Source organism: Ensifer sp. 2TAB8, assembly GCF_052115125.1.
Taxonomy (GTDB): Bacteria; Pseudomonadota; Alphaproteobacteria; order Rhizobiales; family Rhizobiaceae; genus Ensifer.
Genome location: NZ_JBFRGB010000001.1, coordinates 467,184 through 480,864 on the forward strand (window position 1 = coordinate 467,184; position 13,681 = coordinate 480,864).

15 protein-coding genes are annotated in these 13,681 nt (G+C 61.3%); all 15 read right to left on the bottom strand.

Annotated features, from left to right (window positions below; genetic code table 11):
• Positions 1–101: 101 nt before the first annotated feature.
• The gene (locus tag AB4Z53_RS02325; RefSeq protein ID WP_441594474.1) at positions 102–653 is read right to left on the bottom strand and encodes a rod-binding protein; all 552 of its coding nucleotides are present in this window, start codon (positions 651–653) and stop codon (positions 102–104) included.
• Between the two features lie 102 nt (positions 654–755).
• Positions 756–1,169, bottom strand: a complete 414-nt coding sequence (locus AB4Z53_RS02330) for a hypothetical protein (RefSeq protein WP_113536408.1) — start codon at positions 1,167–1,169, stop codon at positions 756–758.
• A 4-nt stretch (positions 1,170–1,173) separates the two neighbouring features.
• Positions 1,174–1,926 (bottom strand): flagellar biosynthetic protein FliR, encoded by a 753-nt coding sequence (gene fliR / locus AB4Z53_RS02335; protein WP_113536409.1) that lies wholly within the window; start codon positions 1,924–1,926, stop codon positions 1,174–1,176.
• The gene (gene flhA, locus AB4Z53_RS02340; RefSeq protein WP_113536410.1) at positions 1,923–4,010 is read right to left on the bottom strand and encodes a flagellar biosynthesis protein FlhA; all 2,088 of its coding nucleotides are present in this window, start codon (positions 4,008–4,010) and stop codon (positions 1,923–1,925) included. Before flhA ends, fliR begins: the two co-directional genes overlap by 4 nt.
• Before the next feature lie 132 nt (positions 4,011–4,142).
• A complete protein-coding gene (gene fliQ / locus AB4Z53_RS02345; RefSeq protein ID WP_043624946.1) occupies positions 4,143–4,409 on the bottom strand; it encodes a flagellar biosynthesis protein FliQ in 267 nt (88 codons plus the stop codon).
• A 7-nt stretch (positions 4,410–4,416) separates the two neighbouring features.
• The gene (flgD, locus tag AB4Z53_RS02350; RefSeq protein ID WP_113536411.1) at positions 4,417–4,827 is read right to left on the bottom strand and encodes a flagellar hook assembly protein FlgD; all 411 of its coding nucleotides are present in this window, start codon (positions 4,825–4,827) and stop codon (positions 4,417–4,419) included.
• Positions 4,818–5,267, bottom strand: coding sequence for a flagellar biosynthesis repressor FlbT (gene flbT, locus AB4Z53_RS02355; RefSeq protein ID WP_034800746.1), 450 nt, complete (start codon positions 5,265–5,267; stop codon positions 4,818–4,820). Before flbT ends, flgD begins: the two co-directional genes overlap by 10 nt.
• Entirely contained in the window at positions 5,264–5,611 is a 348-nt protein-coding gene (gene flaF, locus AB4Z53_RS02360; protein WP_034800744.1) for a flagellar biosynthesis regulator FlaF, read from the bottom strand. The genes flbT and flaF overlap by 4 nt, the downstream gene beginning before the upstream one ends.
• Positions 5,612–5,645: 34 nt before the next feature.
• Positions 5,646–6,704 carry a flagellar hook-associated family protein gene (locus tag AB4Z53_RS02365; RefSeq protein WP_441594477.1) on the bottom strand — a complete coding sequence of 353 codons (1,059 nt, stop codon included), beginning with the start codon at positions 6,702–6,704 and terminating at the stop codon, positions 5,646–5,648.
• Between the two features lie 2 nt (positions 6,705–6,706).
• A complete protein-coding gene (gene flgK / locus AB4Z53_RS02370) occupies positions 6,707–8,155 on the bottom strand; it encodes a flagellar hook-associated protein FlgK (RefSeq protein WP_113536414.1) in 1,449 nt (482 codons plus the stop codon).
• 23 nt (positions 8,156–8,178) lie between these two features.
• Positions 8,179–9,411 carry a flagellar hook protein FlgE gene (locus tag AB4Z53_RS02375; RefSeq protein WP_113536415.1) on the bottom strand — a complete coding sequence of 411 codons (1,233 nt, stop codon included), beginning with the start codon at positions 9,409–9,411 and terminating at the stop codon, positions 8,179–8,181.
• Between the two features lie 91 nt (positions 9,412–9,502).
• Positions 9,503–10,174 carry a transcriptional activator Rem gene (gene rem, locus AB4Z53_RS02380; RefSeq protein ID WP_113536416.1) on the bottom strand — a complete coding sequence of 224 codons (672 nt, stop codon included), beginning with the start codon at positions 10,172–10,174 and terminating at the stop codon, positions 9,503–9,505.
• 270 nt (positions 10,175–10,444) lie between these two features.
• Positions 10,445–10,990: a lytic transglycosylase domain-containing protein gene (locus AB4Z53_RS02385; RefSeq protein WP_291154342.1), complete on the bottom strand. Its 546-nt coding sequence runs from the start codon at positions 10,988–10,990 to the stop codon at positions 10,445–10,447.
• Positions 10,941–12,380, bottom strand: a complete 1,440-nt coding sequence (fliK, locus tag AB4Z53_RS02390; protein WP_441594480.1) for a flagellar hook-length control protein FliK — start codon at positions 12,378–12,380, stop codon at positions 10,941–10,943. Before fliK ends, AB4Z53_RS02385 begins: the two co-directional genes overlap by 50 nt.
• Complete coding sequence (motC, locus tag AB4Z53_RS02395) at positions 12,377–13,678, bottom strand: chemotaxis protein MotC (protein ID WP_441594482.1); 1,302 nt, start codon at positions 13,676–13,678, stop codon at positions 12,377–12,379. The genes fliK and motC overlap by 4 nt, the downstream gene beginning before the upstream one ends.
• Positions 13,679–13,681 lie beyond the last annotated feature (3 nt).

The window sequence follows — 13,681 nt, forward strand, 5'->3', positions numbered from 1 at the left end:
GATTTTGGGTCGGATCGACCCAGGATCACAAACGCGATCGATTCCTATGAATTAGAGCGGGATGCGGGCGGAAGATCGCCTACACTTTTCCGCATCGCGCTCTAGACTTGCTTGTTCTTGTCGTCGTCAGTCGTAAAGCCGGTCAGCGTCTTGCGCTCGTATTCCTGCACGAGGCTTGCGGCGAGGTTCCGGCTGTTGCCGTCGAGTGAAGCCTGGACCCGATCGGTCGCGCTGCCGCTCGCCAGCTGTTCGGCAATGCCGATGCCGCCGCTCTTCGAAATCACGTCGCCGATCTGCTCGGCCATCATGCTCTTCCAGATATCGCCAGCGTTGCCCTTGCCGAACACGTTCTCGCTGTCGGTCGGCAACATCGACTTCACGAAGTTCTGCAGCACCATGGCCTCGAACTTGCGATAGGTTTCAGGGATCTTCTTATGCTCGACGCGGTTGTTGATATTGCCAAGCCCGGTCGACCCTTCGGACGAATTGAGGATGTTGACGGCGGCGGTGAAGCCGTTGCCGTTTTCCGCAAGGCTCGTCGCCTGGAAGGCGGCACGGTTGGCCTTCAGCCGCGCCTGCGCTTCCTGCACTTCGGTCGGGTCGGCGGCGCGCACGACATCCATCACCAGATCGCTGGGCGGAGAGATGGCCATGACGAATCCTCTCAAATCGAGCCTGCAGCGACCAAGGTCGGTGCATAAAGGCAATAGTCGGACCGGCATCGCTCCATCGTCGGAGCATCCCCGGATGACGTACTATCGCCCGTCAACCTTACGGGAAGCTGGCGCCTGCCCGGTAACATGTTGATCGATCAGGTCGTAGATGGCGTTGTCGGCCTCTTCGCGGTCCTCGGACTGCCGGGCCTCCTTCATGTTTTCCTCGAGCCGGTCGGCCTTTGCCCGTTCCCTCAGCATGCGCGCTTCGTGCGTCTGCTGGATGCCGTGCAACATCTGATCCTTCTGCACCAAACGCCCCACCTGAGAGGAGTAGTGGCCGGAGAACATGCGGTGCATCGGATGGGCCGAGCCCATGGCATCGACGACGACATCGATCGTGTCGGCCAGAACCTCGCGCTGGCGCACCATCTCGACATAGTCGGCCTCCGCCATCTGCTCGAGATGGCGCTGGACGGCCACCAGGCGCTTCAGCTTCTGCGAACGCGTCTTCATCCGGCTATCCTCCCTGCATGACCGGCGCGAAACCATCGCCGAACAGGCGCAGCATTGCGGCGATCCCGAGATAAAGCAGGAACATGCCGCCCATGATCAGATAGGGCTGCGAGATAAAGTAGATCGGAATCTGCGGCGCGAGCTTGTTCACCATGCCGATCGCAACGTTGAAAAGCAGGCCATAGATGATGAAGGGGCTGGCGAGCCTCAGCATGATCATGAAGGTCTGCGTCAGCGAATCCGTGAGCGTAATCAGAACGCCCTGGGGGTCGAAGGCCGTGCCGATCGGCATGGCGCGATAGGACTGGACGATCGCCTCGAACATCACATGATGGAAGTCGAGCATGAAGAGCACCATCAGCCCGGCAAAGCTGATCAGGCTCGTCAGCTGGTTTTCCGGCGTGTCTTCAAGCACATCAGACGAGGGCGGAGGGCTGAAGCCCATCAGCATCGTGATCGCCGAGCCGGCGAATTGCAGGCCCAGAACATAGTAGCGGGCAACAAGGCCCATGACGACGCCAACCAGGGTCTCGGCTGCGATCAGGTAGATATAGGTGTGCCCCTTGCCGGTCACCTGCGGATAGATATCGGTCCACATCACCGGCAGGATCGCCATGGATATCGCCACCGCGATGAACAGCCGGACCTGCATGGGAATGCGCGCCGTCGAAAACCCCGGCATGATCATGATACAGCCGCCGATCCGGCAAAAGGCCGCGAACAGCGCCAGCACCGTACCCTCCGGGTCGGTGATCATGAAACAGAGCCGATGATCTTGATCTCGAGGCCCTTGGCAAGCTCGACATGCGAGAGCACGGGCAAAGTGGCAAAGAGACGCTCGATGATCATGCGAACATAAGAGCGGGATTCGGGCGAACTTACCAGCACGAAGGGCATGCCGCGATCGAGATGTTCACGGATAACTTTCGTCGCCTGTTCGCTGAATTCTTCGAGATGGCGTGGGTCGATGTCAAACTCGACGACTTCGCCCTTGGCGTCGCGCTTCAGCGCCTGGTGGAAAACCATATCCCACTTGTTGCCGAGCCGCAGAACGCGCAGGACGCCGTTGTCGGCAAGGTCGCCGCACAGCTGCTGCGACATGCGCACGCGCACGTGCTCGACGATCTGTTCAGTCTTGCGCACATGCGGGGCGAGTTCGGCAACCGCTTCGAGGATCAGGTGCAGGTTGCGGATCGAGACGCGCTCGGCAAGCAGCAGCTTCAACACGGCCTGCAGGCCGGAATAGGACATGTGCGAGGTGCAGATCTCGTCTGCGAGCTTGCGGTATTCCGGATCGAGCCGTTCGATCAGCACCTTCACGTCCTTGTAGGAAAGCAGGTGCGGCAGGTTGTTGCGGATGACTTCGCTCAAGTGCGTCAGCACCACCGAGACGTTGTCGATCGGGTGGAAGCCTTCGCGCTTCAGATCTTCCGTGAAGGTTTCGAGGATCGACACCGCCGGCATGCCGAAGGCGGGTTCGCGGATCTCGTCTCCCGGCACGCTCGGCCGGCGGCCGCCGCCGGTGACAACGAGAACTTCGCCGACACGCACCGTATTCGAGGCGATCGTCGTACCGTGGATGCGGATATGGTAGGCCTTGTCCGGAATGCTGATGTCGTCGGACACCTTGATTTCCGGAATGACGAGGCCGTACTGGCCGGCGAACTTGCGGCGCATCTTGCCGACGCGGAAGGCCAGTTCCTGGTGTGCGCCGAGCAGGCGAGTCGAGACCTGCTTGCCGAGAAGAAGTTCGATTTCGGCGGTCTTCAGTACCGACTTGACCGAGTCCGCTTCGCCTTCCTTGGTCTGTTGGACCTTGGCCGCTTCCTCGGCACGGCGGGCAGCATTGGCGGCCTCGATCTGGCGCGGCACGAGCCAGCTCAGGAATGCCATACCGCCGCCGAGAACGGCGAAAGGCAGGAACGGCAGGCCGGGTACAACCGACAGAAGGATGATCAGTGCCGAGGCGACCATCAGCGCCTTCGGATAGCCGCCGAGCTGGCCGACGACGGCCTGGTCGGTCGAACCCGAAGTACCGCCACGCGACACAAGCAGGCCGGCGGCCAGCGAAACGATCAGCGCCGGGATCTGCGAGACGAGACCGTCACCGACCGAAAGCTTGACGAAGACGTCGGCCGCTTCTCCGATCGGCATGCCGTGGCGGAGATAACCGATGATGATGCCGCCGAAGATGTTGATGGCAGTGATGATCAGGCCGGCGATCGCATCGCCGCGCACAAACTTCGAGGCACCGTCCATAGCGCCGTAGAAGGAGCTTTCCTCCTCCAGCTCGCGACGCCGGCGCTGCGCTTCCTTCTCGTCGATCAGGCCGGCCGAAAGGTCGGCGTCGATCGACATCTGCTTGCCGGGGATCGCGTCGAGGGTGAAGCGCGCGCCGACTTCGGCGATACGCGTCGCACCCTTGGTGATGACGATGAAGTTCACGGTGATCAGAATCAGGAAGACGATCAGACCAATGACGAAGTCGCCGGACATGACGAGGCTGGCAAAGCCCGAGATGACGCCGCCGGCAGCGCCGTGACCCTCATGTCCATGCGAAAGGATGACGCGGGTGGTGGCGATGTTCAGCGCCAGGCGCACCATGGTCGAGATCAGCAGGATGGTCGGAAACGAGGAGAATTCCAGCGGACGCTGGATCCACAGGGAGACCATCAGGATCAGCACCGAAAAGGCGATGGAAAACGCCAGTCCCATATCGATCAGGAACGGAGGAATGGGCAGGAAGAGGATCGACAGGATCGCCACGATCCCGAGCGCAAAGCCGACGTCCCGGCCCTTCGGTGCGACTTTCGGGATGATCAGCGCTGCTTGTTGTGCCATGTCTCTTCCGTCTCATCATGAGAACAAGGCAGCATTCACACGCGCTGCCCCACTATAGGAACGGAGATAGCGGCCCAAGCTTGCGCGAGGGTTTCACAGCGATCGCCCGGGTGCCCCAACGGCGAGAGCGGATCAGAAGCCGGATTGGATGCGCGAGAAGATGATGTCGGTGAAGATGGAAATCTGGGCGCCGATGAAGGGCGCGGACACCGCAACGGTAATCATGACCGCAAGGATCTTCGGGACGAAGGTGAGGGTCATTTCCTGCACCTGGGTCAGCGCCTGAATGAAGGCGATGACGACGCCGACAATCATGGCGGCGAGAACGGCGGGGCCCGAGGCCACGATCACGGTCCAGATCGCGGCCTGTACGATATCGAGGGCATCCGCCTCATTCATGACTGTGTCACTTCACCTTGACGCCCGGGCCGATAATGAGCTCCTTGCCACTATCGAGCACCGCAATGATTCCGTCAGAGTATAGTTTCACTTCCTTAACCACGCCAGTGGTCTTGCCGTCTTCGCTGGTGACAGTGCGTCCGATGACGGCGTCCGCTTCGCTGAGCGAGGTACGCTGCAGAAGGCTTTCGAGGTTCTTGTTCGTCTTGATCGTCTGTTCCACCTGCGAAAAGGTCGCAAGCTGGGCGATCTGCTGCGTCGCGTCCATTGGCTGCGTCGGATCCTGATTCTTCATCTGGGCGACCAGGAGCTTCAGGAAGCTTTCGTAGTTGAGCGACGCCTTGCTGGCGTCATTGGACGAATCCTGACCCGAAACGATCGGGGTGTAGCTGTTGTTGTTGACGCCGCCTACCGCCACGGTGCGATCTCCTTGCGAATCTGCTCGACCGTAGCCGGCGTGATTTCCTGTGTGTTGAGGATGCGGTCTTCAATCGCGTACAGGCCGCGGATCGCTTTCAGCGCCTCGAAGGCGCGGCCGTTGGTCACAAGACCGTCGACGCGCTTCAGTTCGGCAAGGATCTCTTCGTTCTTGAAGCAGTTCAGCAGCATGACGATCGACTTGCGGAACATGGCGGTCGACTGTTCCGCACCTTCCGGATTGATGAGGATCATCTGCGCGATGAAGTAGAGCTGCTTCAGCGGCGTGGTCGCGTCTTCCGGCTGCAGCACGTGGTTTTCGAGCAGGAAGGTCACGTCGTTCAGGAATTCGACGGCAACCTTGCGATCCACGCGAAGCACCGCGCCGTTAACAAAGATCCGTTCGCCCGACTTCAGCGAAATACGCAGTGTGCTCTTCATTTCAGTCCATCCCTGATGATGGTGGTAATGTCAATTATGCCCTGGAAGTTGGAGGATTCGCGTTTGCGGATCTTCTCCGTTTCATTGAGTATCCAGATGGCGATCGAAATCAGATTGGCGCGCAGCTCTTCGTTGAGCTGGTTCTCCGGAGCACGCAGATCCTCGATGAAACGGATCCACAGGCGTCGGGTGAAGTAGATGGCCTCGATGGCCTCTCTCGAGTACCCTTTCTGCTGTTTCGCTGCTTCCATGAGCGCGATCGAGCGATCGAGTACCTGCCGTTCTCGATTTTTGGAGTCGGCAACGCCGTCCTCCATGATCTCGGCATAGGAAAACTGGTACATTCAGACATCCTTCATGTTTGTCCGGTTCCCCATACTAGAGGAAATTGAGCAAGCTCATCTGCTGTAGTCGCGACGTTAGTGTATAGGAGGTTTCCAATTGCACCTTTAGCGTGTTGATCCGGGTCGATGTCTCGATGGGATCGACGCCTTCGATGTCGGCGACATGCGTGTTGACGAGCTTGAGCTGCGCATCGATGGAGGTGTTCGCCTTCTTGACGCGCGCTTCGGAGATACCGAGCGAGCTGCGCTCCGCGTTGAGCCCGGCGATCCCCTGTTCCACGTAGTCGAGGGCGGCGACGCCAATGGCCGAGCGCACCTCGGGCGTCACGTTCTTGTCCATCAGTTCAGCGGCAATCACGCTTGCCATCGCGAACATCCGGAAACCCTTGGTATTGGCGTTGGTCGAGCTTTCGATGACTTCGCTGGCGCTGATCCGGCTCGTCATGTTCTGGTTCGACGCGTCGGACCAGTTGGCATCCCAGTCCGACCCGGTGAACATCGGTTCGACCGTGTTCTTGATGAAGTCCTGCATCTGCGTGACCGAGAACTGGTCCATGCCGGTCAGCGGCGGAACCTGTGCGGCCATGAAGGTCGAAAGGGCGTTATCGAATGCAGTCTTGGCAGCAGACAGCGGTGTCGTGTCGTAGTCGGCAACCGGCTTGGCATCGGTGTTGATGCCCGAAAACAGGAACTCGCCGTTGAAGGAGGTATTGGCGGCAGCCGTGAAGGTCTGCAGCGCGCCCATGATCTCGGTCTTCTGGATCTTCAACTGGCTGGCCGCATCGTTGCCCTTGTAGGTGACGAGCGTGTCGCGCACCTTTTCCGCGGCCTTCGCCATGGTCTCGAGCGCGCCCTGCGAACCGGAGAGGCGCTGGGTCACGACCGAGTTCGTGCTCTTCATCGAGTTCAGCCGGTCCAGCTCGCGCTGGAGGTTGAGCGAACGCGACGCCGTCGCACCAAGTGCCAGGCCGACGTCATAGTGGCGGCCGGTGGTCTGCTCCTGGGTCAGCTTCAGCAGTTCGGACTGGTTCTGCTGGATCGTCAGGCGCATTGCGCTCTGGATCGCCAGATTAGAAACGTAGGACGTCTTCATGATTACCTCACGGCTTCCATAAGGGCTGCCATCATGGCATCCACGGTACTGACCAGCTTGGCCGATGCTTTGTAGGATTGTTCGAGATCGAGCAGCAGCGACAGTTCCTCGTCGATGCTGACGCCCGTCTGCTTGCTGAGCGCTTCCTGGGTGCGGGCGAGCATTGCCTGCTTGTTGTCGTCAGCGGTCGAGGCCGTCTTGCGCGTCTGTTCCAGCCAGCCGACCGAACCGGTCGAGAAATTCAGCAAGCTGCTGTTGCTGTCGAGGCCCGTCGACGGGTCGAACGACATGTTCTCGCCCATCTTGTTGATGAAGCCGTCGAGCAGCGCGGTATAGCCGGGGCTGGGATCTGCGGCGCCACCCGGGTTGGAGACCACGCCATTGAAACCGCCGTCACGCAGCAGCAGCGGGTTCGCCTTTGCCATGGCGTTGACGGTAATCTTCGACGCCAGGCCGGGCACGACCGTACCCGTTGGCGGGACACCGGCGCTTCCCCAGGTGAACAGGCCGGGCTGATAGGGAATTGCCGGCGGGTTGCCTTCCTTGAAGAGCTCGACCAGGCCGCGTGCGATCTCGTCGAGCTGCGACTGGAACTTCGGCGCAATGTCGTCGCGCAGCTGCACCAGGCTTGCGAGCTTGCCCTTGGCGGTCGTGTCCGCACCGGTTCCGGCGGCGATCGGCACGCCATCGACGAAGATCTTGTTGCCGGTAACGGTCGCGTCGAACGTCGTCGTCGGGGCAAACGTCACCTGACGCGGAATGTTCTCGAAAAGCACCGTGCCGTCGGTGGTGAAGATCACCGTATCGCTGTTGCCGCGCGTGACGGTGGAGATGCCGATGATCTCCGAAACCTGCTTCAGGATCTTGTCGCGCTGGTCGAGCGCGTCGCTGGCGTCGCCGCCCTGGGCCGTCGCCGACTTGACGGCGTTGTTGGCCTTTTCGAAGTCGGCCAGCAGGCTGTTCAGCTTGTCGACCTCGATTGCGATTTCCTTGTCGGCATCCTTGCGCAGATCCTGCACCGTGGCGGAGGTCTTGTTCAGCGAGTCTGCGAGATCCTGCGCATCGGAAACCGCCGTCGCGGCGATCGTCTTGTTCCCGGGCGTTGCAGCCAGGGTCTGCAGGCTGTTGCGGAAATCGGACAGCAGCTTCGACGGCGCGGTCTCATAATTGTTGCCGCCGAGCGCCGACTTCAGCAGTTCCAGCCCGTCGCGAAGCCGGGCCTGGCCCGATGCTTCGCCGATGCTGGCGATGCTCTGCTTGAGCAGCGCCTCGTTTTGAGCCCGGTAAATGGATACGACCTGCGCACCGTTCGGAGTGCTGCCTAGGAGCGCGAGACGACGCGAATAATCCGCATTGCCCGCATTCGCGATGTTCTTCGACACGGTCGCGGTCTGCTGCGCCGTGTTGCTGAAGGCCTGCTGTGCGATGGATATTGCGGAGGACAGCGACATGACGCGGACCGTATCTCTTTCAATTACCGTTTCAGGTTGACGAGGACGTCAAGCAGGTCCGAGGCAGTCTGGAACACCTTGGAGTTTGCCGTATAGTTGCGCTGTGCCTCGATCATCGAGGTCAGTTCGTTGGCGATGTCGACGTTGGAGTTCTCAAGCGCCTTGGACTGGATGTTGCCGAAGGCGCCGGAGCCCGCGAAGCCGGTGACGATGACGCCGGAATCCGTACCCTGCGAGTAGACGTTGCCCGACTCCGGCAGAAGCTTGTCCGGGCTCTGGACAGTCGCCAGTGCAATGCGGAACTTCGGAATGAGGTTGCCGTCGCCGTACTTGACGTAGACGATGCCTTCCTTGTCGATCTCGAAGCCCGACATCTTGCTCGGCTTGCTGCCGTCGATGCCGCCGCCGCTGCTGGTGAAATCGCCGCCGAGCTGGGTCGTCTTCGCCGTGTCAATCGTCAGCGCACCGAGGTTGGCGCCCGTGCCGGGTAGACCTGTGATAGCCGATGTCGTCAAAGTCGCTGGCGTTGCGCCGATGCGCTTGCCGGCCGCATCGAAAGTCATCGTCTGCGTGCCGAGTACACCGGTCGCCGGAGGACCGGCGGCGTAGGTGTCGCGGTCRCGGACTTCGAGAGACCAGGCGTTCGGGCCCGTCTTCTCGTAGACGAAATCGAGGATGCGGGTGTTGCCCTGACTGTCATAGACGACGAGCGACGTTTTCGATTCGTCGCCGACCGCAGCACCCGACGGAAGGTTCGCTTCCATCGCGCCCTTGGTCGAACCCGAGGCGACAAGGCCCTCGTCCTTGAGCTTGACTTCCGTCAGGCCGTCGAAGCCGTTGACGACGACCGTCGGGTCGGCGCCGGCCTTGTATTCGTAGCCCATCAGCTTGTAGCCGGCGGTGTTGACGAGGTTGCCGTCCTTGTCCGGGACGAAGGAGCCGGCGCGCGTCAGAAAATTCTGGCCGCCATTGCCCTGGACGATGAAGAAGCCGCCGCCGTTGATGGCAAGGTCGCTGGCCGAGGTCGTATAGCTCGTGCCACCCTGCTGCGAGATGCTGTAGCGTACCTGGGTCTCGACACCGCCGGAATTGTAGTTGCCGCCGCCCGAAGGCAGGATCATCGACGAGAACTCGGTGGAGGCACGCTTGTAACCCGTCGTGTTCGCATTCGCGATGTTTTCAGCGACGGTGCCCAGACGGTTGGACTGGGCGTTCATACCGGAGACGCCCGTTCTCATGCTGCCATAGAGACTCATATCGGATCCTCATTTCCTTGTTGCGGCGACACTAGGAAGCGGGCCTTGCGTGAACCTGTCTTGGTTCGGCGCCCGCTCATCTGCGTGGCGCTCAATTCCAGTCGATGCAGTAGCCAAGGAAACGCTTGGAATCGATCGGGTCGAAGCCGAGCTTCTTGCGCAGTTTCTTGCGCAGCTTGCTGATGTGGCTCTCGACGACGTTTTCTTCGACGTCCTCGTCGAAGATCCCGTAGATCGCGTTGAAGATCTGCGACTTGGATACGCGGCGGCCGCGGTTTGCGACCAAATATTCCAGAATGCGCCGTTCGCGGCGCGGCAAGGCGAAGACTTCGCCATTGATCTCCGGATCACGGCCATCTGCGAAAACGCGGATCGGTCCGATGTCGGTGAAGTTGGTGATTGCCTTCAGGCGCCGGCGGATCGCAGCGACGCGGGCGAGAATTTCGCGCGGGTGAACCGGCTTGCGCACGACGTCATCGACACCGCAATCAAAGAGCGCAAGCGTGTTTTCCAGAGAGGGGGTGTCGCTGACGGCAATGACCGGAGCCATGGACCGATCGCGGATGGCGCGCGGCAGCGTGAAAGTGGCGTCGCCCTGACCGATCAGGAAAGCCTCGACGGCATCGATATCCGAATCGGCCGCCGCATTTACCCACTCGCCGAACTCCCTGGGGTCGAAACCCGTCGAGGGAATTCCTTCACGCCCGAAGAGCGACGTATAGCCGTCCTTAACGAGCTCTCTTTCATCAACCACTACGATCATTCGTCCGCCTCCGAATCAGTATGGCACCGCACTGATCGAGAGGTACGAATCGAGGGATTCATGAACAACTAGAGGAAGTTACTGGGTGGAATTAATAATTGATTAACCATGTTTCGCCGATTTGATCTATATCTAGTGGCACATCGTTAACGGCGGCACTAAAATAATGTGGAAAAGTTAACGGACCACGACAAATCCGCTTGCCGTCACATTGTCCGCGCATTGTCGCCACAATGCGGCATCGCCATCAAAAATACACTTACTGGTTGTTCACTGGCAGAACTGCGTGGCATTCGGTGTCCACTTGCCGTAGCCCGTCGCGACAAGATTCGCGATCACCCGACAGACATATTTCTTCTGTGCCGGGTCGTTGTTCGGACCCGCGTGGTAGCGGGCAACGGCCATGGTCCAAGTTTCATGCTTGGCGTGCAGATTGGCCAGGAAGCGCGCGGCATATTCGACATTCTTGCGCGGGTCAAGCATCTCCTGCGGCGAGCTGAAATGCTCGCCATGGAAGTAATAGTTGATCTGCATGCAGCCAAGATCAATGAGCTTGGCCCCCTGCGCACGAGCGTTGCCGAACTGCGTGAGAACGTCCTGTTCGCTGCTGCCGAAATAGGCCTTGCCTTCGATGTTCATCGCATAGGGCTGAAGAGAACCCTTGCGGCCCGTTTCGGTCAGCCCGACGGAATAGAGTATCCCGGCAGGGATGTTGTATTTCGCCGCCGCGCTCATGATCTCGCGTTCACAGACGCCGGCGAAGGCACTACATGTAGACGTGACCAGTGCGAGAGCGCTCAGTGCCGGCAGCCGCATCGTCCGTCCCGCCATTGCCACCCCACCTTTCCGCCATCGAAGCCTGGCCGTCTTCCTGTCGCTGCTGGCGTCCCTGGCCATTTCCGTCGGCGCGCTCGCGTCCCTGCTGCCCGGCCTGGGCCTGAGCCTGGGTCTGCGAGCCACCACTCTGTGACGTGTCGCCGCCCGAATTGAAGACGATGTTGACCTGGTCGACTGCAAAGCCCTGGGCACGCAGAGCCTTCACCATTTCGCTCTGGTCGTCGCGCAACTGCCGGAACGCCTCGCCGGTTTCCACCTTCAGTTCGACCTGCAGTTCGTCGTCCTTCAGCCTCAGCGTGGCGGTGACGAGACCGAGTTCGATCGGATGGAGCTGGATCTTCAGCGTGTTCAGCGTCTTGCCCGCCTGGGTCCAGGCGCCGGGTTGGCTGAGGGCCGCGCTCGGCTGCAACGGGCTGGCGCTGACCTCGCCGGCGATCGCATCGGCCACCGCGCTCGTGTTCGGGTTCATCGAGATGCCCAGATAGCGCCGAGCCTCGAGCACCGTGACATTCTCGACCTTGGCGGCCTGTGAGCGGGTGCCGTCGAACGCCGCCTCTCCATCCTTGGAGAGGCTCATGGTCACGGCCTGTCCCTTGCCGTCGGCCCGGGCGAAGCGGAAGAGCCGGTCCGGATCACCCTCGCCTGCCGCAGCTTCCGCCTTCGCGCCGTGCTCACCGGTGCCAGCGACATGCATGCCAGCACCCTCGCCCTGGCCAGCCGCGGGCTGACGGCCGGCCCTGGTCGCGTCGCCGAGCGCCTGTCCGATCGGACCGCCACCGAGCAGCGTCAACAGGTCATCCATATCCGTCTTCGATGCCGACGAGCGTTCGCCGCCCTCACCATTGGCGACATAGGCATCGGCGGTCGGCTCGCCGTTTGCCTGCGCCTTTGCCAATCGCTCCGCAAGTGCAGCGATACGCTCTGCCAATTCGTCCGGGACGGTCGCGACGCCCGCGCCTGCCAGATCAGCGCTCGCCTTGGCTTGATCAGCCTTGCCCGCCGCGCGCCGCGCACTGATATCCCGCTCAGTGGTTGGAAAGCGGTCATGGAGCGCATGGTCGCCAAGCGCCTGATCGTCGCGGCTGATGGCAATGCTGCGCGCGGCTGCACCGTGCCTGCCCGTGGTCTTGGCAATGTTGTCCTTGTCGATCAAGGCTCCAGACTCCGCGTCATCACCGGTACCGGCATCACCGAGGCCTTTGCCAGTCCCCGCCTGATCATTCGCCTTCTGCCGGCCAGCATTCGCCACGGCGTCCTCGAAGGCACCGCCCTGGAGGTCACCTGCTTGGTCCTTGCCGCCGGCACGCCCATTGCCCTTACCGGCAGGGGCCGGGGGCAGGCCACGCAGGCTATCATCAAGAGCCCTCATTTCCCTTCTCCCTTCAGGAGAGCGTCGATCTCTTCGATCTTCGACCTCCCCTTCGCCACGAACCCGTCGTGTTCGGGATCGCCAGCCTCGCCCACCGTGGCTTCCGCCGCATCGGCCGCTGCAACCACAGGGGTCTGAGCGTTGCCGAAGGGGCTCATGCCGCTGCCGGTTTCCTCTCCTTCGGCCGCGGCATCGTGCGCAACCGGTCTATCGGGTTTAGACGCAAACGCTTGCGTGAGGCTTTCATCGCTCGGCGGCCTGACAACCGCATCGGCGACGGCCCTGGCAGCATCACGCAGAGCGCGGTCGCGGGGCGAGAGCTCCGCATCCGGTATCGCTGCTATGCTTGCCGTGGCGGCGAACACATCGCTGGATGGAACGGACGCCAGACCTGCATAGAAGCCGGCGAGCACTTTCGGTTGCGCCGCTCCGTCAGCGCCGAGCGCTTCGGCCCGTTCCGAGGCGAGCTTCGCCAGGGCCTGCTTGCCGGCAATTGCGGCGCGGCGCGCGACACGCAGGTAGACCTCGCGCTGGCGCGGTGCGTCCATGAAATCGAGGATCTCGGAAATCCGCCCTTGGGCTTCTCCGCCGAAATGCGCGACGGCCAGCTCAACAAAGACGTCGGCAAACTGGCTGGCATAGGGCGACGTCAGATAGCGGCGCGCATAGGTCAGCGCATAGTGGAAGCCCTTGTCCGGCGCATTGGCCTGCACCGCCAGGAACACCGAGCGACGCAGGGCCGCCTCTTCGATGATCGTGCCGGGAGCCGTCAAACGCGCCCAGTCGTAGTACTTCATCGCCGCAACAGGATCCTGCTGCGAAGTCGCGTTGCCGAGAATGAGATAGAGATACGGACCGATGCGGGCGCTTCGATATTCCGGCGCAGCCTTGGACAGGTTTTCGACGATCAGGCCGCCCTTGCCGTTCAGATACTGCCGCAGCGTATCGGTGACGCGGGAATCGAAGTTGCCGGCGACGTCATGGTCCGAAAGATATTTCAGCGTCTCAGGATTACCGCCGCTCATCGCATAGACCAGCGCGGCATCGACGTTGCGCGGGTCGCGGAACACCGAGGGATCCGCCGCGCGCAGCCGCTTGTCGATCGCGCCCAGCATGAAACGCTGCATCTCGATCGCCGAATGATCGCCGAGCACGACGGAGTCCTGCACATATTGCAGCGACCGGATCATCTTGAAGGGTGCGAGTTCCTCGATATCGTTTGCCCTGGCATTCCCGATTGCAAACGGGGTCGCCAGCACACAGCAGGTCATCAGGATCGATCGCAGGCGTCTCAGCATCGT

Bases quoted from the DNA above. Each gene is read 5' to 3' on its own strand.
- flgK (WP_113536414.1), bottom strand. From the start codon at position 8,155: ATGTCGCTGTCCTCCGCAATATCCATCGCACAGCAGGCCTTCAGCAAC.
- fliK (WP_441594480.1), bottom strand. From the start codon at position 12,380: ATGAGGGCTCTTGATGATAGCCTGCGTGGCCTGCCCCCGGCCCCTGCC.
- motC (WP_441594482.1), bottom strand. From the start codon at position 13,678: ATGCTGAGACGCCTGCGATCGATCCTGATGACCTGCTGTGTGCTGGCG.
- fliR (WP_113536409.1), bottom strand. From the start codon at position 1,926: ATGATCACCGACCCGGAGGGTACGGTGCTGGCGCTGTTCGCGGCCTTT.
- flaF (WP_034800744.1), bottom strand. From the start codon at position 5,611: ATGTACCAGTTTTCCTATGCCGAGATCATGGAGGACGGCGTTGCCGAC.
- fliQ (WP_043624946.1), bottom strand. From the start codon at position 4,409: ATGAATGAGGCGGATGCCCTCGATATCGTACAGGCCGCGATCTGGACC.
- rem (WP_113536416.1), bottom strand. From the start codon at position 10,174: ATGATCGTAGTGGTTGATGAAAGAGAGCTCGTTAAGGACGGCTATACG.
- AB4Z53_RS02325 (WP_441594474.1), bottom strand. From the start codon at position 653: ATGGCCATCTCTCCGCCCAGCGATCTGGTGATGGATGTCGTGCGCGCC.
- AB4Z53_RS02385 (WP_291154342.1), bottom strand. From the start codon at position 10,990: ATGCGGCTGCCGGCACTGAGCGCTCTCGCACTGGTCACGTCTACATGT.
- AB4Z53_RS02330 (WP_113536408.1), bottom strand. From the start codon at position 1,169: ATGAAGACGCGTTCGCAGAAGCTGAAGCGCCTGGTGGCCGTCCAGCGC.
- flbT (WP_034800746.1), bottom strand. From the start codon at position 5,267: ATGAAGAGCACACTGCGTATTTCGCTGAAGTCGGGCGAACGGATCTTT.
- flhA (WP_113536410.1), bottom strand. From the start codon at position 4,010: ATGGCACAACAAGCAGCGCTGATCATCCCGAAAGTCGCACCGAAGGGC.
- AB4Z53_RS02365 (WP_441594477.1), bottom strand. From the start codon at position 6,704: ATGAAGACGTCCTACGTTTCTAATCTGGCGATCCAGAGCGCAATGCGC.